Source organism: Clostridium sp. AM34-9AC (assembly GCF_003480225.1).
Lineage (GTDB): Bacteria > Bacillota > Clostridia > Lachnospirales > Lachnospiraceae > Acetatifactor > Acetatifactor acetigignens.
Map to the genome: position 1 here is coordinate 135,601 of NZ_QUIU01000006.1, position 19,027 is coordinate 154,627.

24 protein-coding genes and 1 pseudogene are annotated in these 19,027 nt (G+C 39.5%); 24 read left to right on the forward strand and 1 reads right to left on the reverse strand.

The window, feature by feature from the left end:
- Positions 1 to 17: 17 nt before the first annotated feature.
- The 23 genes and pseudogenes from DW835_RS05490 to DW835_RS05590 all read left to right on the forward strand — a co-directional run.
- Complete coding sequence (locus DW835_RS05490; protein WP_117465335.1) at positions 18 to 776, forward strand: GntR family transcriptional regulator; 759 nt, start codon at positions 18 to 20, stop codon at positions 774 to 776.
- A 115-nt stretch (positions 777 to 891) separates the two neighbouring features.
- Positions 892 to 1,602 carry a deoxyribose-phosphate aldolase gene (deoC, locus tag DW835_RS05495; RefSeq protein ID WP_117465334.1) on the forward strand — a complete coding sequence of 237 codons (711 nt, stop codon included), beginning with the start codon at positions 892 to 894 and terminating at the stop codon, positions 1,600 to 1,602.
- Between the two features lie 36 nt (positions 1,603 to 1,638).
- Positions 1,639 to 2,979, forward strand: a complete 1,341-nt coding sequence (locus tag DW835_RS05500; protein ID WP_117465333.1) for a sugar ABC transporter substrate-binding protein — start codon at positions 1,639 to 1,641, stop codon at positions 2,977 to 2,979.
- Positions 2,980 to 3,092: 113 nt separating this feature from the next.
- Entirely contained in the window at positions 3,093 to 3,968 is an 876-nt protein-coding gene (locus tag DW835_RS05505; protein WP_117465437.1) for a sugar ABC transporter permease, read from the forward strand.
- On the forward strand, positions 3,958 to 4,791 hold the full coding sequence (locus DW835_RS05510; RefSeq protein ID WP_117568810.1) for a carbohydrate ABC transporter permease: 834 nt from the start codon (positions 3,958 to 3,960) through the stop codon (positions 4,789 to 4,791). The genes DW835_RS05505 and DW835_RS05510 overlap by 11 nt, the downstream gene beginning before the upstream one ends.
- 74 nt (positions 4,792 to 4,865) lie before the next feature.
- Complete coding sequence (locus tag DW835_RS05515) at positions 4,866 to 6,548, forward strand: hypothetical protein (RefSeq protein WP_118730808.1); 1,683 nt, start codon at positions 4,866 to 4,868, stop codon at positions 6,546 to 6,548.
- Positions 6,549 to 6,704: 156 nt separating this feature from the next.
- Complete coding sequence (locus DW835_RS05520) at positions 6,705 to 7,553, forward strand: aldo/keto reductase (RefSeq protein ID WP_207658880.1); 849 nt, start codon at positions 6,705 to 6,707, stop codon at positions 7,551 to 7,553.
- Positions 7,554 to 7,712: 159 nt separating this feature from the next.
- Complete coding sequence (locus tag DW835_RS05525) at positions 7,713 to 7,985, forward strand: hypothetical protein (protein WP_117465329.1); 273 nt, start codon at positions 7,713 to 7,715, stop codon at positions 7,983 to 7,985.
- A gap of 91 nt (positions 7,986 to 8,076) precedes the next feature.
- On the forward strand, positions 8,077 to 8,583 hold the full coding sequence (locus DW835_RS05530) for a transposase (protein WP_117465328.1): 507 nt from the start codon (positions 8,077 to 8,079) through the stop codon (positions 8,581 to 8,583).
- A 318-nt stretch (positions 8,584 to 8,901) separates the two neighbouring features.
- Positions 8,902 to 9,369, forward strand: coding sequence for a tyrosine-type recombinase/integrase (locus DW835_RS05535; protein ID WP_117465327.1), 468 nt, complete (start codon positions 8,902 to 8,904; stop codon positions 9,367 to 9,369).
- A 285-nt stretch (positions 9,370 to 9,654) separates the two neighbouring features.
- On the forward strand, positions 9,655 to 9,843 hold the full coding sequence (locus DW835_RS05540) for a hypothetical protein (RefSeq protein WP_117465326.1): 189 nt from the start codon (positions 9,655 to 9,657) through the stop codon (positions 9,841 to 9,843).
- Positions 9,824 to 10,039, forward strand: coding sequence for a hypothetical protein (locus DW835_RS18340; protein ID WP_242993448.1), 216 nt, complete (start codon positions 9,824 to 9,826; stop codon positions 10,037 to 10,039). The genes DW835_RS05540 and DW835_RS18340 overlap by 20 nt, the downstream gene beginning before the upstream one ends.
- 52 nt (positions 10,040 to 10,091) lie before the next feature.
- Complete coding sequence (locus DW835_RS18345; protein ID WP_242993486.1) at positions 10,092 to 10,442, forward strand: Fic family protein; 351 nt, start codon at positions 10,092 to 10,094, stop codon at positions 10,440 to 10,442.
- A gap of 635 nt (positions 10,443 to 11,077) precedes the next feature.
- The gene (locus tag DW835_RS05550) at positions 11,078 to 11,431 is read left to right on the forward strand and encodes a hypothetical protein (protein ID WP_013274291.1); all 354 of its coding nucleotides are present in this window, start codon (positions 11,078 to 11,080) and stop codon (positions 11,429 to 11,431) included.
- 70 nt (positions 11,432 to 11,501) lie between these two features.
- On the forward strand, positions 11,502 to 12,065 hold the full coding sequence (locus DW835_RS05555; RefSeq protein WP_243037060.1) for a TetR/AcrR family transcriptional regulator: 564 nt from the start codon (positions 11,502 to 11,504) through the stop codon (positions 12,063 to 12,065).
- A gap of 63 nt (positions 12,066 to 12,128) precedes the next feature.
- Complete coding sequence (locus DW835_RS18350; protein WP_118502967.1) at positions 12,129 to 12,518, forward strand: hypothetical protein; 390 nt, start codon at positions 12,129 to 12,131, stop codon at positions 12,516 to 12,518.
- Positions 12,519 to 12,688: 170 nt separating this feature from the next.
- Positions 12,689 to 13,210 (forward strand): flavodoxin family protein, encoded by a 522-nt coding sequence (locus tag DW835_RS05565; RefSeq protein WP_117467517.1) that lies wholly within the window; start codon positions 12,689 to 12,691, stop codon positions 13,208 to 13,210.
- A 25-nt stretch (positions 13,211 to 13,235) separates the two neighbouring features.
- Entirely contained in the window at positions 13,236 to 13,727 is a 492-nt protein-coding gene (locus DW835_RS18355; RefSeq protein WP_242993752.1) for a hypothetical protein, read from the forward strand.
- Positions 13,724 to 14,662 carry a DUF1848 domain-containing protein gene (locus DW835_RS05575; RefSeq protein WP_117467523.1) on the forward strand — a complete coding sequence of 313 codons (939 nt, stop codon included), beginning with the start codon at positions 13,724 to 13,726 and terminating at the stop codon, positions 14,660 to 14,662. The genes DW835_RS18355 and DW835_RS05575 overlap by 4 nt, the downstream gene beginning before the upstream one ends.
- A 48-nt stretch (positions 14,663 to 14,710) precedes the next feature.
- Complete coding sequence (locus tag DW835_RS05580; RefSeq protein WP_118730809.1) at positions 14,711 to 15,151, forward strand: GNAT family N-acetyltransferase; 441 nt, start codon at positions 14,711 to 14,713, stop codon at positions 15,149 to 15,151.
- A 28-nt stretch (positions 15,152 to 15,179) separates the two neighbouring features.
- Entirely contained in the window at positions 15,180 to 15,326 is a 147-nt protein-coding gene (locus DW835_RS17930; RefSeq protein ID WP_172594827.1) for a hypothetical protein, read from the forward strand.
- Between the two features lie 139 nt (positions 15,327 to 15,465).
- Entirely contained in the window at positions 15,466 to 16,341 is an 876-nt protein-coding gene (locus DW835_RS05585; protein WP_022312918.1) for a helix-turn-helix transcriptional regulator, read from the forward strand.
- A gap of 172 nt (positions 16,342 to 16,513) precedes the next feature.
- Positions 16,514 to 16,654 (forward strand): annotated as a pseudogene (locus tag DW835_RS05590) (helix-turn-helix transcriptional regulator); the annotation flags it as partial.
- Positions 16,655 to 16,690: 36 nt separating this feature from the next.
- Here the strand turns inward: DW835_RS05590 and DW835_RS05595 are convergent.
- Complete coding sequence (locus DW835_RS05595) at positions 16,691 to 17,434, reverse strand: AraC family transcriptional regulator (protein ID WP_118730810.1); 744 nt, start codon at positions 17,432 to 17,434, stop codon at positions 16,691 to 16,693.
- A gap of 226 nt (positions 17,435 to 17,660) precedes the next feature.
- On the opposite strand from DW835_RS05595, the gene DW835_RS05600 reads away from it, so the two are divergent.
- The gene (locus DW835_RS05600) at positions 17,661 to 18,683 is read left to right on the forward strand and encodes a glycoside hydrolase family 5 protein (protein WP_118730811.1); all 1,023 of its coding nucleotides are present in this window, start codon (positions 17,661 to 17,663) and stop codon (positions 18,681 to 18,683) included.
- Positions 18,684 to 19,027 lie beyond the last annotated feature (344 nt).

The following is a 19,027-nucleotide window of genomic DNA, read 5'->3' on the forward strand; positions in this document are numbered from 1 at the left end:
AATAAGGATAAGTACATATGGAAGCGGTAAAATTAGATAACTTTTTAAAGGTAGATAAGGGAATACCTGTTCCTCTTTACTATCAGATAAAACAGGGTATACTACAGGCGATTCAGGAGGGTGCTTTAAAAGTAGAGGATATGATTCCGACGGAAGCAGAATTATGTGAAATCTGTGGTATTAGCAGACCGACGATTCGTCAAGCGTTGGGTGAACTGGTAACGGAAGGTTATCTTTACCGACTGAAGGGAAAGGGGACATTTGTTTCCAAGACAAAAATAGATGCAAAATTTCTGAATAAATTGCAGGGATTCAATCAGGAAATGTTGGAAAAAGGTTTGAAACCATCTACTAAGGTGATTAATTTTTTGTGTGTTCCCGGAAGGGAAGATATTAATGCAAAAATGAAGCTTGAAGCAACAGAACCGTTATTTTATCTTGAACGAATCAGATATGCAGATGATGAACCGTTGGTATATGTGGAAAGCTATTTTCCATATCGGCAATTCCAGATGCTGACGAATGTGGATTTTGTTCAGAGTTCTTTGTATCAAAGTATGAGAGATCTTGCACAGGTAGATGTTACAAGAGTACAGCGTGTACTTGAAGCGGTAAATGCTAAAAAACGAGATGAAGATTTACTTGGTATTCCGAAAGGAAAAGCAATGGTAAGAGTGCAAACAGTAGGTTTTACAAAAGAGGGAAGGGCAGTAGAGTATTCCGTGGCAAGATACCGAGGTGACAGAACCAGCTTCAGTATCGAGTTACAGGTATAGATTTCATACGGAATATACGACAGCGTTTTCAAAAATAAAAATAAATGAAAGTGGCTGTCGAAATATTTAATTATATATGTAATGACATAAATACATTAATACAGGAGGAAAGAAGATGGAAAACTTAAAATCAGAAAAGGTTTTAACAGCAAAGGAATTGGCCTCATATTTTGACCATACCCTTTTGCGGGCAAATGCAACAGTTTCAGAGTTTAAGAAGTTGTGTGATGACAGTAAACGATACGGTTTTTGCATGGTAGCTATTAATCCTGCTCCAGTAAAGCTGTGTAAAACGTTTTTAGCGGGCAGCCAGGTTCATGTAGGAGCTGCAATAGCTTTTCCACTTGGACAGACAACTTTGGAAGATAAGCTGTCTGAGACCAGAAATGCGATTAAGAATGGTGCGGATGAAATAGATTATGTTGTGAATCTGACCAAACTGAAAGCAGGTGATACGGCATATATTGAAAGTGAAATGGCAAGAATAACGGATATTTGCAGAGAATTTAGTGTTGTATCTAAGGTGATTTTTGAGAATTGCTATTTAACAGAAGATGAAAAGAAAACACTTTGTCATATTGCCACAAAGGTAAAGCCTGATTTTATTAAAACGTCTACGGGTTTTGGAACCGGAGGTGCAACGTTTGAGGATGTTGCGCTGATGAAACGGGAAACTGAAGGAAGTGGGGTAAAAATCAAGGCAGCCGGAGGGATTCGTACCTTAAAGACAGCGTTAGAAATGATAAATCTTGGAGTAAGTAGAATAGGATCTACTTCAAGTGTTGCCATTATGGAAGAATATATGGCTAATTCGCCATTATTATAAAATACATTAAAAAAGCATTCAAAGGAGGATACTGGTATGAGAAAAAAGTTTTTAGGATGTGCATTAGCGACAGCTCTAAGCGTATTGGGGCTTGTTGGATGTGGTGCAGGTGACACTGAGACCGTTACATCGGCAGATTCGGCAGCTGAGGTGCAGGTATCAGATAAAACCGAAACCGAGGAAACCGATGCAGCACAAAAGGAAATCACTTGGGCAACATGGGGAAATGAAGGAGAACTAAAACGGTTTGAAGCACTAAATGAAGCATTTATGGAAGCAAATCCGGATGTTAAAGTGAATTTTATTCCAATTCCAAATAATGGATATTCAGATAAACTTCTCGCAATGATTGCAAGCGGAACTGAACCGGATCTTTATTATGTTGCGGACGGTAATTATCATAGTCTGGCATTGGGAGGAAAATTAGAACCCTTGGACAGCTATATTGAGAACGACGAAAATATTAATAAAGATAATTTCTTTTCAAATCTGCTGACTTATCTGACAGTTGATGGACAGTTGTATGGCTTGCCGACAGATTGTGCACCTCGGGCATTGTATTATAACAAAACAATGTTAAAAGAGCTTGGATTGGAAGATCCGAATGAACTTGAGGAGCAGGGAAAATGGGATATCAATGCCTTTGAAGAAATGGCAGGCAAGATTAAAGATGCAGGAAAAATTGCGCTGGTGCTGGATAACAATCAGGAATCAAATATTTGCTGGTTTAGATCAAGTGGTGCAACTATGTATGATGAAAATGGAAAATGTATTATTAATAGTCCGGAATCTGTTGCAATCTATACAAAGATGCAGAATATGATCAAAGATGGGAAAGTACAGTGGAATGGCAATTCTAAAATAGATGCCAACGGTTTATTCATGGGACAACAGCTTGCGTTTGTAGAAGCAGGAAGATGGCTGATGCCGCTTTTTAAAGACATAAAGGACTTTGAATTTGATATTTGTCCGATACCTAAAGGTCTTACGGGAGAACGTACAGCATGCCTTAGTTCTATTCCGCTTTGTATGTCATCCAATTCAAAGGATAAAGAAACTGCGTGGAGATTTTTGAGCTATTTCGTTGGAGAAACTGGACAGACATTACGACTGAAGGATTATGGAAACTGCATTCCGTCTATGGATTTGCCAGGTCTGGATGAAGCGACGTTCATGAATGAAGCTTTACCGGAACATAAAGAAGTCTGGCAGAAATATCGTGCAGAGGGTGTGCGTGGATATGTGGAAGATTCCCTGCATCCCGAAACAGCCAATGTACTTTCTGATGCAGAGGATGAGATGTTTGCTAATTTTGCAGATGTACAAACAACCTTACAGAGCCTGCAGGATCAGATAAACCAAATTGTCAGTCAGTAAGAAGAATATACTTGAGTGCCGGAATGCGAAGGATGAGGGAATCATGCTTCGGTTCCGGTACTCAGGGAAAACAGGACTGTTATGAATATCATCAGGGAAGGACTGAGGTCAATATGAGGCAAAAAAAACGCGATGGTATCTGGGGATACATTTTTATTGCACCGCAGGTAATTGGCTTACTACTATTTTCCATTATTCCGATTATTTGTGTTTTCTATTTTAGCTTTTGTAAATGGGATGCAATTTCAGAGCCGGTTTTTGTTGGAATTCAGAATTATATTACAGAATTTCATGACCCGGCATTTTATAAAGCTATTGTAAATACACTGAAATATTCACTCATTTATATACCAGGGAATGTTGTGTTTGCATTGCTGATTGCAACAGCAATTCAGCATATCAAAGGCAAGGTCGGATATAGATTGATTTTCTTTTTGCCAATTGTTGCAAGCTCAGTTGGGGTATCAATGATATGGTTATGGATTCTGGAACCAAATTGTGGAATCCTGAATTATTTTTTGGAATGTATTAAACTTGGACGGGTCAATCTTCTCGGAGATACAAAAACTGTAATGTTAACAATTGGATTAATAGGAATCTGGTGCAATCTTGGATATAATGTTGTCATTTATATTGCTGGACTGGAAGGAGTGTCACGTGTATATTATGAGGCAGCCATGGTTGATGGCGCAAGTGCGTGGACAAGATTTATTCGAATTACACTTCCGATGATGTCTCCCACCATATTCTTTACATTTATTATGACAATGATTGCAAGTTTTAAAGTGTTTGATTTGGCATATGTAATGACAGAAGGAGGACCAGCAAAGGCGAGCTATGTGTTTGTAATGCACATTTATGATTACGGGTTCAAATTATTTAAAATGGGCCAAAGTTGTACTGCGGCAGTTATATTTTTCATGGCATTGCTTGGAATGACAGTATTCCAAAATGTTGTTTCAAAAAGGTGGGTGAACTATGAAAGCTAAAAGTAAAAAAGTGTTTTCGATTATAAAACATATAATACTTATTACAATTTGTATTATAATGATATTCCCGTTTTATTGGATGATAGCAACTGCATTTAAAGATACCTATGCGGTATATGAGTATCCACCCAAAATTTTCCCGAATCCATTGGTGGTTTCCAATTTTGGAAAGGTTTGGGAATTACTTCCGTTTGGACAGGCATTTGTGAATAGCATAAAAATTGTATTGACTGTAGTGGTGATTCAACTTTTAACAGCTTCAATGGCTGCCTTTGCGTTTGCAAAGTTGCAATTTAAATTCCGTGAACTGATTTTCCTTTTAGTGCTTGCAACGATGATGATTCCCGAACAGGTAATTATGATTCCACTGTTCCAGATGTTTCAAAAAGTAGGTTTGATAGATACTCATCTGGGTCTGATTCTTCCGACGGCATTCTGTTACCCTTTTGGTATATTTATGCTTAGACAGTTTATTATGGGCTTGCCGGATTCAATTATGGAGGCTGGAAAAATAGATGGATGTTCATATCCTGGAATCTTTTTCAAATTGACTCTTCCTTTGATTAAACCTGCGCTGAGTTCTCTGTTTATCTTTTCGTTTTTGCAGAATTGGAACAGTTTTTTGTATCCTATGTTATTTTTAAATTCACAGGAGAAGTTTACCCTTCCCTTGATGCTGAATACGTTTAAAGGATTATATTTTACGGATTGGCCGGTGCTTATGGCAGCGTGCAGTATCGTAATATTGCCAGTTGTACTGGTGTATTTATCTGCGCAGAAATATATTATAGAAGGAATAGCAATGACAGGTATCAAAGGCTGATTATATCATTTTGGAAGCTTTGAACAGTATAAGCTGCAAAATTATTTTTGATATGTTTAGAAAGAAGGAAATGAATGGAAATAAACAGAAGACCTAAAAGCCTGAATTTTGCAGATGCAGCAGAACCATGTTTGCGGCATATGACACTCAATTATGATGCGGATCATGATTATGTTCCTTATGTAGGAGTAACACTTGGAGAGAAAAAACCGCATTTTGTTCATCATCGCCTAGATTGGAGTGAGGTATTGCCCTATGCGATTTATGGAGAAATATGTGCTCGCGATCTCTGTGGAAGTCAGGAGGGATTAGAAATAGAAAAAAGGCAACGTGAACTGTTTTTACGTCAGATATCACCGTTGGATTTCCTGATTCACAGCAGTTCTTCCCCATGGAGCCAGTCTTATAAAATGTGCCTGTGGGAGCAGTCGAGAGCTTTACATGCACTTTTATATTGGTATATGGAAGAACAAGATGAGCGATTGGTTCATATCATGAAAAAAATGGTCGATACTTTATTCCATATGTCCCATCAATTTGGAAATCAGCGGATGTTTGCCCCTGAGGTTATTCGTGATATCGGAATGGGAGCGATTGCCTTGGGAGAAATCATAGATCCTTTACTCAAATTTGATGAACTGTTTGGAGATGAAAATGCAAGGACGCTTGGTGTGGGGCTTGCTTATTACTGTACAGACTTATCAACTGGTTTTTTTGATGAGAATGGAGATGTTGTTGGAAATCAGTTGTATCGATCTGGTATCTCAATATTGAGTGGGGTTTTACGAGCTGCAAGGCTTACGCAGGACGCTTCGTTATTTGCAAGAGGAAAGCAAATACATGATCGATTGTCCTCTTATGTAACGAGATATGGTTCAACACCATGTACAGAGCCGGCGTGCAGCAATATGGAATTGATATACAGTGCAATTCACCTTGCAGAAACAGTGGATGCCTCATATTATGAGCAGATTGATCGTTATGTCAGAAATCAGACAAAAGAAGCACAATTCCTGACAAAAAGTGAGTGGCATCGTGAACTAGCCCATGAAGGAAGGATTACAGGCGAGGAATTCCGCTGGGTTTTCGGAAATTATTCAGATACATTAGATACCTTACCATATGACTATTATGGTGATGATGTGCTCGATAAGAGTGAAGGAGGCTTCCTGTGGACAGATTTTTCTGAACATCGTTTTGTTCCGGCCTCTTTGATGCTGTGCTGTTCTGGTCATGCAATGCGAAGTTTCCATTTGGTAGCAGAAAAAATGATTCATCCTACCATTCAGGGCTTTGATGTTAATTTTCATTATTCATTTGAAAATGAGTATGCGGAGTTGATTAGTTATGAACCGTTTGAAGGAAAATTTGTAGTTATTCCTAAAAAATGTACGCAGAAAATACGGGTGCGTATTCCAGAATATTGGGAAAAAACAAAATTACAGATATTTTCTGAAGGTGCGGAGATACTATTTAAAATAGAAGGAAACTATGTGGTCATTCAGAATGCAGAGGCAGGACAGGAGATTCAATTTAAATATCCGTTGGAAAGTTATATTACCGAAGAGAATGTTTACCGAAATATAAATTCTATTCCTTGTTTTCAGTTCAAGGTACGAGTTGAATGGAAGGGAAATACAGTAATTCGATTGTTGGATCACTGCTCTGAGAATCCTAAAATGATTTATAAACATGTATCCAATGATTACATATACGGTGGGAAACCATTAAAAGTTTCCGGGCATATAAATTGGTAAAAAATTAGATTCATATTCAAAAGGAGAATAATATCCAAACAGAATGGAACGATTTCGGATCAATCATCGAAGGAGGAAACTCCGCAGCACCTTCCGATAGCGGAACTGATGTGTGAAGCAGCCGAAAAATTTGAAAAAAAATAGGAAAATATTGAAATGAAAAAAATGACAGACACATTTAAGCTGAATAATGGGTATGAGATACCCTGTGTGGGTTTTGGCACATGGCAGACGCCAGACGGGGACACAGCCATAAAAGCAGTCAGCGAAGCAATCAGGGCAGGATACTGTCATATTGATACGGCGGCCTGCTATGGAAACGAAACCAGTGTTGGAAAAGGGATTAAAGTTTCCGGTGTGGAACGAAGCCGTCTTTTTGTTACAGGCAAGGTTTGGAATTCCGACAGAGGTTACGGGAAAACGATGGTTGCTTTTGAAAAAACGATGGCTGACCTTGAACTGGATTATCTGGATTTGTATTTGATCCACTGGCCGGCTTCTTCCACACAGTTTGAGGATTGGGAACAGATCAATCTTGAAACGTGGAGAGCCATGACAGAGCTATATAAAGCGGGACGAATTAAGGCAATCGGCGTATGTAATTTCTTGCCGCATCATTTAAAGGCGCTTATGGAAACGGAAGTTCAGCCGATGGTAAACCAGATTGAATTCCATCCGGGACAGATGCAGGAGGAAACGGTTTCTTACTGCAAAGATCATAACATCATTGTTGAGGCATGGAGCCCTCTTGGAACAGGGCGGATGTTAAGCAATGAGATGCTGAAAAGTATTGCTGCGAAATATGGCAAATCTGCAGCACAGCTTTGTATCCGCTGGTGCCTGCAAAACGGCATCCTGCCGCTTCCAAAGTCTGTGACTCCGTCCCGAATCATCGAAAATGCGGATGTGTTTGATTTTGAGATTACAAACGAGGATATGGAAGCAATAAACGGGATGGAATACTGCGGAGGCTCCGGCCTGCATCCGGACAAGGTCGATTTCTAAAACTATGGGCGGGCTTGATTTTACAATTTACACAAAAGAAGATTTGAAGGAAGCGGTTCAGGCATTGGGCTTTCTCCCTCTTTTTGCGAATGAAATTCAGGACTTTTCCATAGAAGAACACACGGTTCCGAAAGCCTGGTTTTCGGAGGAACCGGGCGTATGGGAATGGAAGGGACCTGTTATCAGGGAAAGCGGGTGCGCCTATGGAAAATTCTTTGGAAAAAAGCCGCTTTTATCAGCGCACAGTGGTTTTCGGACTTTGCAAATTTCCGTAGGGATGGGTATGATTTCGATGCACTGTATGATGATGGGCTTGCCAATTACCGGGATAAGGAACTATATGAGCTTCTGGAAAGGGAATCCCCTATCCTGTCAGGAGAGCTGAAAAGGAAAGGAAATTATAGGAAGCTTCCTGTATACTTTAAAGAGTAAAGGGAATTGCCCCAAAAGAATACCTCAAGTAAATTTAGATTATTACTGACCGGCCAGTTAGTAAAATCTAAAAACACAAGAGGTATTCAAGATGAATGTTAAATCAAGAAGAACAAAAAAAGTAAATGTAGAAAATCAGGCAATTAATCTTTTGTCAAAAGAAGAACTGGACAAGAAAATAGAGGTGGTAGAAAAAGAACTGAGATCCTATACATGGCGAGAATTGGAAGCAAACGGTAAATTTGCCAAGAACGATAAACTCTCTTTCATTACGGATGACATGCTTATAGTAGGATGCGATATAGGCAGTGAGACTCATTATATCAGGGCAATTGATGTCCGAGGAAGGGAGTTAAGTCGAGGAGCATTTGAATTCAGCAATACTTCAGAAGGTTTTGAGAATGCCAAGGCATGGGTGATGGCACTTGCGGCAAAACGCGATAAAAAACAGATAGTACTTGGTCTTGAACCAACAGGTCACTACTGGTTTGCATTGGCTGCATGGATGATTTCAAACGGAATCAGCGTTGGGCAGGTAAATCCATATGCCGTAAAGCAGAGCAAAGAAATCGAAGATAATAGCCAACTCAAGCAGTAAAGCATGAGTCTTTCCGCAAGATGCACAACGAACTCTGCAGATACGGAATCCCAGCCTGTCACCCGGCACTTTGATGTGGCGGTGATAATAAGCATGAACAGACAGGCATCCTGCCTGACCGCAGGAGCATCTGAGCCGATGAAACTGGAGATTTGCGATTACATTATTATAAAAATCTGGAGTTATAGGATTGTTTTCTTCGACGTAAAGAGTTATCATAGTCTTGCTTTAAACACACGGGCATTGCCGGTGCGTTGAGGGTTGAGGCAGGAAACCAAACTTTGGTCGGGGCGGTTCCTGCTTCTTTTGGCTCAATAGTTGCAAGGCTATGATAATACAAGAAAACACTGTGCTATTTGCCAAACAACGGAAAAGCGATATACGAATTTCATCCACCAAAAAGCAAAGCAGGTAAAGGAAGTATTGCAGGAGCAAAGAATATGGCATGAGGATGTGACAACAAGATTTCAACCACAACAGGGATTTGAGGATTTGGTGTTTACAAGTAAGACAAACCGCCCTATCCATGAAAGCAATATCCGAAGTTCAATTGAATATATAGTTGACCGTATCAATGCTCAAAACCCGACAGAAAAATTTGAGAGATTTACACCACATTGTTTAAGACATACTTTTGCAACAAATTGTATTGCAAAGGGTATGCGTCCAAAGACTTTGCAGAAATTACTCGGTCATAATTCGTTACAAATGACAATGGACTTGTACTGTCATGTACTGGATGAAACACTCAAAGAGGAGATGTCTATCATAGCAGAAATGGTGTAAAAATGGTGTAGTAAGTTATAGAGTGGGCTTGAAAATCCTTTAAATACAGGCTTTTCAGCCCTCACATATGAAGTTCTATATTTTTCAGGTGGTGGATGAAAAGTAAGTGGCTGAAAGTGGCGGAAATGCTTGATTTACAAGGGCTCGAACGTGTTTGGTGATAAGCTTGCAAACTATGTTCGCTCTTCATAATACGGAAATTTGTAGTATAGATGTAGCGTTTTGTGGTATACTATAGAAGAACAAATACCTTTCTGTGAAAGGGAAAGGGGAAAGGATACGCGTATGATAGTTGATAGAAGAGTAAGCAGTATTGAATCCAGTTTCAAAATGGAAAGCATGCCATTTGATGCAGAATGTCGTCAAAGAGTAAGAAATGTCTTAACCAAGAAAGTTTCTGCTACAGATGCAATTTCAGAATTAAATAAGAAATACAGAGTATCCAAGAAGCAGGTTGAAGGATCAAGAGTATGATTATTTCTATGAGGATGAACAGGATGCCAAGTACTGTTATCCGGGAACAAATGTATTAAAGAATAAACTGGATATAAGAGATTTAGATACATTGCATGAGGCTGAAAGAGATTATTCAGCGGTGCGTCAGGCAGAACTTGTAGGTCAAGGCGTTACTGGAGATTTCTCTTTTAAGCATCTTTGTTCTATAACATAGGCATTTATTCAGTGATGTATACTCTTGGGCGGGCAAGACGAGAACGGTTGATATTTCCAAAGGAACCGTTTTCTGTTTGGTGCAGTTTATCGAAAGCCAGTTTGATGATTTGTATCGTAAGCTGAAAAAGGAAAATTTCTTAGCTGACATAACCGATAAGGAAGAAATGAGCGAGAGACTAGCCTATTACCTGGGTGAGATTAATATGATCCATCCGTTTAGAGAAGGTAATGGAAGGACTCAGAGAATATACATTGAGCAGTTATGCTTGAACAATGGTAGATTTGAAATTGATTTTACCGATGTTTCAAAAGAAGAGATGATAGCCGCCAGTGTCAGATCGGCAAATGCCAGCAACGATATGCTGGAAAAACTTATTAGTAATTGCCTTGTTGAAAAATAGTTTTAGAGAAGAATGTACGTTCCGCTTTGAGTGTAAAAACTGATCTTTGAACTGACCATAGGCTAACGATAGACTAACAGCGTACTAACGAGGAACTAACAAATTTACGTATAAAACTAGTAAAAAACTAATATATAGTCATTTTTATTTTTATTGTGGTTGTGGTAAGATTATCATGGCAATCGAAACAGAGATGTTCCGGTTGCTTTTTTTATGCCATGGAAAGGGGGGATTTGATGGAATAAGCTATACAACAACATAAGTGATAGCCAATACATACGTATGTACTGGCGTACACGAGCAGAACTGTCTGGCATTCGGTATTCCGGGGATGCAGCATGAATTATTTAAGGATTCATGATATGTACAAAAGTTGTTGAAGTAAAGGTGTAGTATGAGACTTTTTATGATTATTGATTTATATGTGGGCTACAAGGAAGCATGTTGCTATGGTGTAGAAAAGGTGGAAAATAGTACAATTATTGTAATGGAGAGTGAAGTATGATATTTTATAAGAAATCAACAAATCGTAATTTGCACAATTCTTGAACCCAACACAAACTGCCATCAGTGTTGTTCCGTTGCCCGTTCTTTGCTGGTAGAATAAAACCATCAAATGAAGGAGGCAACAAGCCATGAATACAGATAAAATCTATGCAGAACAACTCGCAAACGAATATGCACTCAAGGACACCTCCAAGGTGATCGCTCTTCGCAAGCTGGATGCAAAAGCCAAGCTTCCCGCAACCGTTTTTACCTATACCTTCGGCATTATCACTGCGCTGGTAGCCGGTGTTGGAATGTGCCTTTCCATGAAGGTCATCGGCAGCGGTAGCACCACTATGTTTGTCCTCGGCGTGATTGTCGGCATTATTGGGCTACTGGGCATGGGCGTTAATTACCCCATCTACAAAAAATTGCTGGCACAGGGCAAGCAGAAATACGCTTTTGAAATCATGGAACTGGCAAAAGAAATCAGCGAGATGTAAACAACAACACGAAAGAAGGTGAGAACGATTGAATAGATCGGAAAGCAGATATTTTGCTACCGCAGCCAGAATGGACGAAGCCTTTCTGACCCTTCTGGCAAAAAAGGATTTTGAGTATATTACAATCAAAGAAATCTGTGAAGTAGCAGGGGTCAATCGTTCCACCTTCTATCTGCATTATGAAACGATGTCAGACCTGCTCTCGGAGAGTGTCGGTCGTATGAACAAGCAATTTCTTGCTTCTATGGAGAAAGATTCGGATGCCTTTTCTACAAAGCTGCGGAATTGTCCGAGGGATGAATTATATCTAATTACGCCGGATTATTTAACACCTTACCTCAGCTACATTAAGAATAACAAGCGACTGTTCCGCACAGCAACAGAAAATGCGGCGGTGTTGGGGATGGATAAAAGCTATGATAGGATGTTCCGTCATGTGTTTACGCCGATTCTCGACCGCTACGGTGTACTACAGCAAGATCGACCTTATATCATGGCCTTTTATATTCGGGGACTAATGGCAATTATCTCAGAATGGCTCAAGAACGACTGCACCGATTCCATTACGTATGTTACAGGTGTGATTCAGCAGTGTGTAAAAATGCCACAAAGCGAAACAACGAACGCTGTTTGACAACTTCCCGTTTATTGGGAAGTCGCAGAGAATGAAAAATCGAAGTTTGTGGAGGGTGAAGTTATGGGATTACTTGATAGGTTAAAACTGAATAAAACCAAAGATTTCTTTGAATGGTTAGATTTAATTTTGAAGAATGAATTGAATAGTGAAATAAAAGCAATTAACTTTAATTTATATGAAGATACAGATAATAAATGGTCTGTTGAATTGGTCGGCACATTTTCATTCGATAAGGATAATGATGATTGGGCTTGTGATGAAGTCTTTACTACAAGAGATCAACCTTTCGTGATAGAGTGTGAAAGTGATTGGGAATTAGTGGAAACTTTTTTTATTAGTTTAGTGAATGAATACCTTTCTTCTGGAAAATATGCTGGAAAATTAAAAGAATATCAAGCAATAGGCATTGGATTTGTTGACGGAGATTTACAGATTTTATATGCAAGATAATGTCTGTTTGTAAGCAATAAAAATTCCATTTGTATATGAGATTAACAGATAATGAAAAATAGTGTAAACTAGTGAAATAATAATGGAATCCCAAAATAATAATGAAACCCGGATCTAAAGCGTTAAATTTCTGGGCCTAAATAAAAGATACTATACGGGAGGTGTTATTTATGAAAATTGTAATAATCAATGGCAGTGCCAGAAAAGGAAATGTTTTAACGGCGATTGATGCGTTTCAGAAGGGAGCAGCTGCAGGGAATGATATAGAAATCATTCAACCGGATCAGTTACATATAGCTCCGTGCAAAGGATGTGGTGCTTGTCAATGCTATAAAGGCTGTGTAGATAAGGATGACACAAATGCCACAATCGATCAGATCGTATCGGCAGATATGATAGTATTTGCCACACCGGTATATTGGTGGGGAATGTCTGCCCAGTTAAAGCAGGTTATAGATAAATGTTATTGCCGCGGAATGCAGTTGAAAGGGAAAAAGACAGGACTGATCGTTGTAGGAGGTTCTCCCGTAGATAATATACAGTATGAACTGATCAGAAAGCAGTTTGATTGTATGGCAGATTATTTGTCGTGGGATATGCTTTTTCAAAAATCATATTATGCAACGGCAAGGGATGATCTGCAGAAAAATATGGAAGCGCTGGAAGAATTGGAGAATATAGGAAGTTGTTAAGTTAATCGTGCCATAAGGGGGCAAAATGAATTACTTATTAGAAATCGTTATTTTTAATGTCGTCATTTTTACAATTAGCGGCATCATTATGGCAAAGAAGGGGAAGCTTGGCATGATACAGGAATACCCAAAGGCGATACAGGACCGATGCAGAGAGCTTGGATTGATTCAGGAAAGCTCCGCGAAACTTACAAAGAAAGCAACGATAGGAAAACTGGGACTTTTTATCGGATACATATTTTTGCAGACGGTATTGGCGTACTATATCGGCGGTGCACGCACGTTCTTTGAAGGATGGTTTCACGGATATATTATGTGGGTAGCTGAGATCTGGTTTGATGCGTTAGTAGTGGATTGTCTGTGGTTTTGCCATAGTAAGAAGATGATAATTCCGGGAACTGAGGATTTGGTGGATGCTTACCATGATTATTGGCATCATATTAAATATGCAGTGATAGGAATGTTCAGCCAGGCGGTGATTGCTTTGCCGGTAGGACTTTTGGTGATGTGGCAATGATTATTCAGACAGGGATGAGAACAGATATTCCGGCATTTTATTCGGAATGGCTGATGAACAGAATACAGGAAGGCTTTGTGTTAGTGAGGAATCCCTATAATCCTACACAGGTAACAAAGTACAGTCTCTCGCCTGAGGTTGTGGATCTGATTGCATTTTGCACGAAGAATCCGGCGCCAATGCTTCCTTTTATGGAGCAATTAACACCGTATGGGCAGTACTGGTTTGTCACGATCACGCCATATGGACGAGACATTGAGCCAAATGTTCCGGATACGGGAACGGTAATGGATCACTTTAAAATATTATCGGATATCGTAGGCGTGGACAGCATCGGTTGGCGATATGATCCAATCCTGGTAGATGCCACGCATACGGTAGAATGGCATATATCTGAGTTTGAAAAAATGGCGGCGGTACTGCATGGGTATACCGAAACTTGTGTAATCAGCTTTATAGATATTTATAAAAAAGTGGAACGGAATTTCCCGGAAGCGAAAGCGGTAAGCCGTCGGGATAGAATTACAATCGGTAAGGCATTGATAGAGATTGCTGCAAAATACGGAATGACGGTAAGACCTTGTGCTGAGGGTAATGATCTGGCCGCGTATGGTGCGGATTGCTCCGGATGTATGACGGTGGCTACTTTTGAAAAGGCACTTCATAACAGATTAGAGATTCCGAAGAGAAAGATCAATCAAAGGAACGGTGCCTGCGCCTGCGTGCTTGGCGTGGACATAGGCGCATATGATACATGTGGACATTTATGCAAATATTGTTATGCCAATGCAGATGTAAACTTAGTGAAAGAAAACAGGAAAAAACATAATCCCAAATCTCCGTTTCTGATCGGTGAAAGTATGTCGGGAGATGTTATACATGAAGCGGAGCAGAAGAACTGGATTGACAGACAGCTTCGGTTTGATTTTTTCTAATTAGAAGGTATCACAGAAATCAACAAATCGGTATTTGTGGAGGTAAGTATGATAGTACCTGTAGATGAAACAAATCTTCTTCAAGCCGCAACCATCCATTCAATATCCTGGAAGGAATCGCATCGTGCATTTTGTACTCCTGATTTCATAGAAACACACACGCCAGATCGGCAACGGGAGTATTTGAGAAACAAGATGAACAACGGAACAAAGCTCTATATGCTTGTAGAAGAAAAATCAATAGGGGTTGTTTCTGTAACAAAGGGTTTAATAGAGGATCTTTATATTCTTCCAGATATGCAAAACATGGGTTATGGAACGAAATTGTTACTATACGCAGTAGGCCAATGTACGGATACCCCTACGCTGTGGATTCTTGAGAATAATATAAATGCTGAGAGACTCTATCGTCGAATAGGCTTTAAGGCGACAGGGAGAAAGAACGCAATAACAAATAAACTTGATGAGATTGAGTTCGCATTGACATAAATTCAAATTTGTAACGGAGGTATTTGCTATGAAAGGAATTAAGATTGAGTTATTGGGGATTTCAACAATACTTTTAGGAATTGCTGTGACAACAAATAATTTCTTTGGATATGTCCTAGGTTTTCTTGGATTTGGCGTCGCTGTAGCTGGCTGTTTTCTAAAAGATAAGCACTAATAACTTCCTATTTGTCGGAGAGCAAATAGAACAATAACTCAGGATCTATAGTACTGTTAGAGTATTGATAAAAGAGATTATTCATGATACAATATCCGAAAAATCGGAAACGGGAAGGTTGGGAAAAGGATATTGCGCCATGAAGATATATGAGAAAATATTTGCAAGACTTGAAGAATTACATATGAGCCAGACGGAACTGTCCAGAAGAACAGGTATCGCAACCAGTACGATCAGTGACTGGCGAAAGAAACAAATCAATCCACAGGCGGATAAACTGGTGTCTATATGCAAGGCACTAGATATGACGCTTGTGGAATTGCTTTGTGTAGAAGAAAATGAAGAACAGACCGCAACCAACGATTATGTGTCAGAAGAAAATTATATGATTGAACTGTTTCGGCAATCTGATACACAGAGTAGACGAAGAATCATCAGTTACCTAGCACTTTTTGATGTTTGTAAACAAATCAACGATAGTAACCAGTCACAACAGAGGAATGTTTCGGTTGTTCAGGATATTGATGGGAATAGTATTGTGGTGATTAATGATATCCGGTTTAAAGGAAAACGTTCCATCGATTGGAAGGAAGTGAGGGCATATTTGAAAGAATATGTCGGCGATTTTTATAAGGTGGCGTCTACCGGTGATGTTATATATATCGGATCTGATCTGCCAAGTGAATATTCGGGATCAGTATATACCAAAAGGCTGAATGGAGCAGTTGCAAAGGCTAAAGCGAATGCAACACAGGGAATTCCTGAAATGATAGAAATTTCAACAGGCAGATATTTTAGAGAAAATAATAAGGGGAAACATAATTGGAATGCAAGGAATGGCTGGTATAGATATGATACTTATTTTGCATTACCGGTATATGGTGATAATGAAGATATTGAAAGATATAACGTATTTCATGCATCTTTGATAATAAGGCATGCAAATGATGGAAAAATGTATTTGTATGATATTCTGGATATAAAAAAAGAAACGAGCACCCCGTTGGAGCCATAAGGCTTTACTTGGCACAAAACCCATTTCTTTTATGAATAGATAATATAATATGGTAGAAGAAATGTCAATCCGAATATTCGAAAATTAAGACGTTAAGATGGTGTTTATGTATAATATAAGTAGCATAATTGCAACTTGCAATATATTGGATTAGATTCCCCGTTGGTGCACGATGATTCTGGAGGTGGTCAAGAATGATTTTTCGGAAAAACTACAGTTGATTCGTAAAAATAGAGGGTTAACGCTAGAAGAACTGGCAGAAAAATTATCAGTATCAAGGCAAGCTGTGGCAAAATGGAAATCGGGGCAGGTATATCCTGAGATTACTAATCTTATTCAGATCAGCAATTTATTGGATGCCGGAAGTGCGGAAGTGTTCTGCACGATACTGCATTGGTGTTTTCCCGGTCTTTTCCCGAAATACAGAGGTGAAATAACTTTGACTGGGAAACGCCAGGGTAGTAGAAATTACAGAGATCGCATAATCGGAATGGCAAAGCATATTCTGAGCGGTCTCTATTTTTTTGCTCTGTATATAGGAACTGACAGAAATTCCCATCTCTTTTGCGAACAGGTGACTTAAATAACCGGGAGATATGCCGGCATGAGCGGCGAGCGTCGGGACAGTGATACGATTATGTAAATGATCATAGATATATTCCAGACACTGGGCAACCGGACGGGAGCAGGCATGATTTCTATGCATTTTTTCCATACGAGTAGTGTAATCCAGACACATCTGCTGGTGCAGGGCGGAAATTTCTTTTTTTGATTTCATTAGATCCGCCTTATGAATGTAGTAGTCGCTGAGATCATAAGCCTCTGTGACTTGCATACCTCCTTCGATGCAGTATCTTGCCAGTATAGCAGCGGTGATGGCAAAGTGGTATTTCAGATTTTGCAGAGGAGAATCCGAGAGGATACCCAGGCCTTTCTTTTCCTGAAAAGATTCACGGCATAATTCTTTTACTTTTTCGGTATTTCCCTGCCTGACATAGCTGTAGAATTCCAGCTCCGGATCATAAGGGGCACGATAAGTCTCTAATTCTCTGCGGACATATTGTTGATAGAGAAGTTCCTGAGGAATGTTCATATGGACACCTTTCTGAAATTATGAAAATGCTTTTCAAAACCGCTTTGCGATTCTTTCTCTTGTGGAGTGAAGATAGTGGCACGCTGATGCTATAAATAATATAGCATAAAAACGACAAAAATAATATAGAAACGATATATGAAATTTGTTTCAAATTATATGATAGAGAAAAGAAGAACTGCAGGATTATAACTTTTCCGTTGCAAAGGATCAGGAGGACAAGAGCATGAAATTAGAGAGAGGTATTAATTTAGGAGGTTATTTATCTCAGTGTGTGCATAGCACAGAACATTACGATGCATTTATTCAGGAGGAAGACATTCGTAAGATTGCTTCTATGGGATTTGACCATGTACGTCTGGCAATTGATTATGAAGTACTGGAAGATGAATATGGCAGAACCAGAGAAGAGGGCTTTGCCTACGTGACCAGAGTGGTGGAATGGTGTAAACGGCAGGGATTGAATATTGTACTGGATCTGCATAAAGCGTATGGCTATGATTTTAATAATGCCGGGGATCAGAAAAAGAATATTCTGTTTACAAATAAAATGGTGCAGAAGCGTTTTGTAAATCTGTGGATCAAGATTGCAGAGCATTATGCGAACGAGACACATGTTGCATTTGAACTGCTGAATGAAGTGGTAGAGCAGGAAAATGCGGAAGCGTGGAATCTGCTCATTGCGGAAACGGTGGACGCTATTCGCCGAATAGCCAGAGACACCATTATTATATACGGCGGAATTCAATGGAACAGTGTGAAGACATTGAAGCTGTTAGAGAAGCCCAAGGATGAAAATATATTGTTCACGTTCCATTTCTATGAGCCGTTGCTGTTTACCCATCAGAAAGCACACTGGGTACCGACCATTAGCCAGACCGAAGATATCTATTATCCGGAAGCAATGGACTATTATCGTACAAAGTCGCTGCCCATCGGATATCAGGGAGAAGTAGTCTGCAAGGCACAGTCACAGACTATGGGAACCGAATTTATCACGGAAATGGTAATGGAAGCGGTTACTGCTGCGAAAAATGCCGGAGTGACTTTGTACTGTGGAGAATTCGGTGTTATTGATCAGGCTCCTGTAGAAGATACCCTGCGCTGGTTCACGGATGTGGATACCGTATTCCGGCAGTTCGGTATCGGCTGTGCTGTCTGGACTTATAAGGACATGGATTTCGGACTTATGGGGGAGCATTATGCACCGATCCGCGAACAATTGCTGAAGCTTTGGAACCGGAAGTAGAACTGAGTAAAAAGACCGAAATTCATATTTGATGAAATTCGGTCTTAAGTTTATTTAATGTCAGTTTCATTTTGTGTTATACTGTGTTATATGATTTGTTGGTCTCCGCTGCCGCTTCGGTCGGCACAGAGCAGATGTCCACCGGACATCTTGTGCCCTTGCTTTTTCCCTTATGAACATATAAGGGCAAACTCACCTGTCACAAACTTAGTGTTTTCAATAGCTTGTGAGAAATTTGATAACAAAATATAACAATTATTAAATTCCTTAAAACAGGTGAAATCTCAATCGGAAGTTGTAGTAAAGGAGCATTCCTGTTAAGTAACAAATAACCGGTTTGCAAA

What these genes read in the sequence shown, in the direction of transcription:
- DW835_RS05515 (WP_118730808.1), top strand. Translation starts at nt 4,866, where the DNA reads ATGGAAATAAACAGAAGACCTAAAAGCCTGAATTTTGCAGATGCAGCA.
- DW835_RS05490 (WP_117465335.1), top strand. Translation starts at nt 18, where the DNA reads ATGGAAGCGGTAAAATTAGATAACTTTTTAAAGGTAGATAAGGGAATA.
- DW835_RS05585 (WP_022312918.1), top strand. Translation starts at nt 15,466, where the DNA reads ATGAAGATATATGAGAAAATATTTGCAAGACTTGAAGAATTACATATG.
- DW835_RS05510 (WP_117568810.1), top strand. Translation starts at nt 3,958, where the DNA reads ATGAAAGCTAAAAGTAAAAAAGTGTTTTCGATTATAAAACATATAATA.
- DW835_RS05580 (WP_118730809.1), top strand. Translation starts at nt 14,711, where the DNA reads ATGATAGTACCTGTAGATGAAACAAATCTTCTTCAAGCCGCAACCATC.
- deoC (WP_117465334.1), top strand. Translation starts at nt 892, where the DNA reads ATGGAAAACTTAAAATCAGAAAAGGTTTTAACAGCAAAGGAATTGGCC.
- DW835_RS05575 (WP_117467523.1), top strand. Translation starts at nt 13,724, where the DNA reads ATGATTATTCAGACAGGGATGAGAACAGATATTCCGGCATTTTATTCG.
- DW835_RS05530 (WP_117465328.1), top strand. Translation starts at nt 8,077, where the DNA reads ATGAATGTTAAATCAAGAAGAACAAAAAAAGTAAATGTAGAAAATCAG.
- DW835_RS05505 (WP_117465437.1), top strand. Translation starts at nt 3,093, where the DNA reads ATGAGGCAAAAAAAACGCGATGGTATCTGGGGATACATTTTTATTGCA.
- DW835_RS18355 (WP_242993752.1), top strand. Translation starts at nt 13,236, where the DNA reads ATGAATTACTTATTAGAAATCGTTATTTTTAATGTCGTCATTTTTACA.
- DW835_RS05520 (WP_207658880.1), top strand. Translation starts at nt 6,705, where the DNA reads ATGAAAAAAATGACAGACACATTTAAGCTGAATAATGGGTATGAGATA.
- DW835_RS05595 (WP_118730810.1), bottom strand. Translation starts at nt 17,434, where the DNA reads ATGAACATTCCTCAGGAACTTCTCTATCAACAATATGTCCGCAGAGAA.
- DW835_RS05500 (WP_117465333.1), top strand. Translation starts at nt 1,639, where the DNA reads ATGAGAAAAAAGTTTTTAGGATGTGCATTAGCGACAGCTCTAAGCGTA.
- DW835_RS05540 (WP_117465326.1), top strand. Translation starts at nt 9,655, where the DNA reads ATGATAGTTGATAGAAGAGTAAGCAGTATTGAATCCAGTTTCAAAATG.
- DW835_RS17930 (WP_172594827.1), top strand. Translation starts at nt 15,180, where the DNA reads ATGAAAGGAATTAAGATTGAGTTATTGGGGATTTCAACAATACTTTTA.
- DW835_RS05600 (WP_118730811.1), top strand. Translation starts at nt 17,661, where the DNA reads ATGAAATTAGAGAGAGGTATTAATTTAGGAGGTTATTTATCTCAGTGT.
- DW835_RS05550 (WP_013274291.1), top strand. Translation starts at nt 11,078, where the DNA reads ATGAATACAGATAAAATCTATGCAGAACAACTCGCAAACGAATATGCA.
- DW835_RS05565 (WP_117467517.1), top strand. Translation starts at nt 12,689, where the DNA reads ATGAAAATTGTAATAATCAATGGCAGTGCCAGAAAAGGAAATGTTTTA.
- DW835_RS05525 (WP_117465329.1), top strand. Translation starts at nt 7,713, where the DNA reads ATGGGAATGGAAGGGACCTGTTATCAGGGAAAGCGGGTGCGCCTATGG.
- DW835_RS18350 (WP_118502967.1), top strand. Translation starts at nt 12,129, where the DNA reads ATGGGATTACTTGATAGGTTAAAACTGAATAAAACCAAAGATTTCTTT.
- DW835_RS05555 (WP_243037060.1), top strand. Translation starts at nt 11,502, where the DNA reads ATGGACGAAGCCTTTCTGACCCTTCTGGCAAAAAAGGATTTTGAGTAT.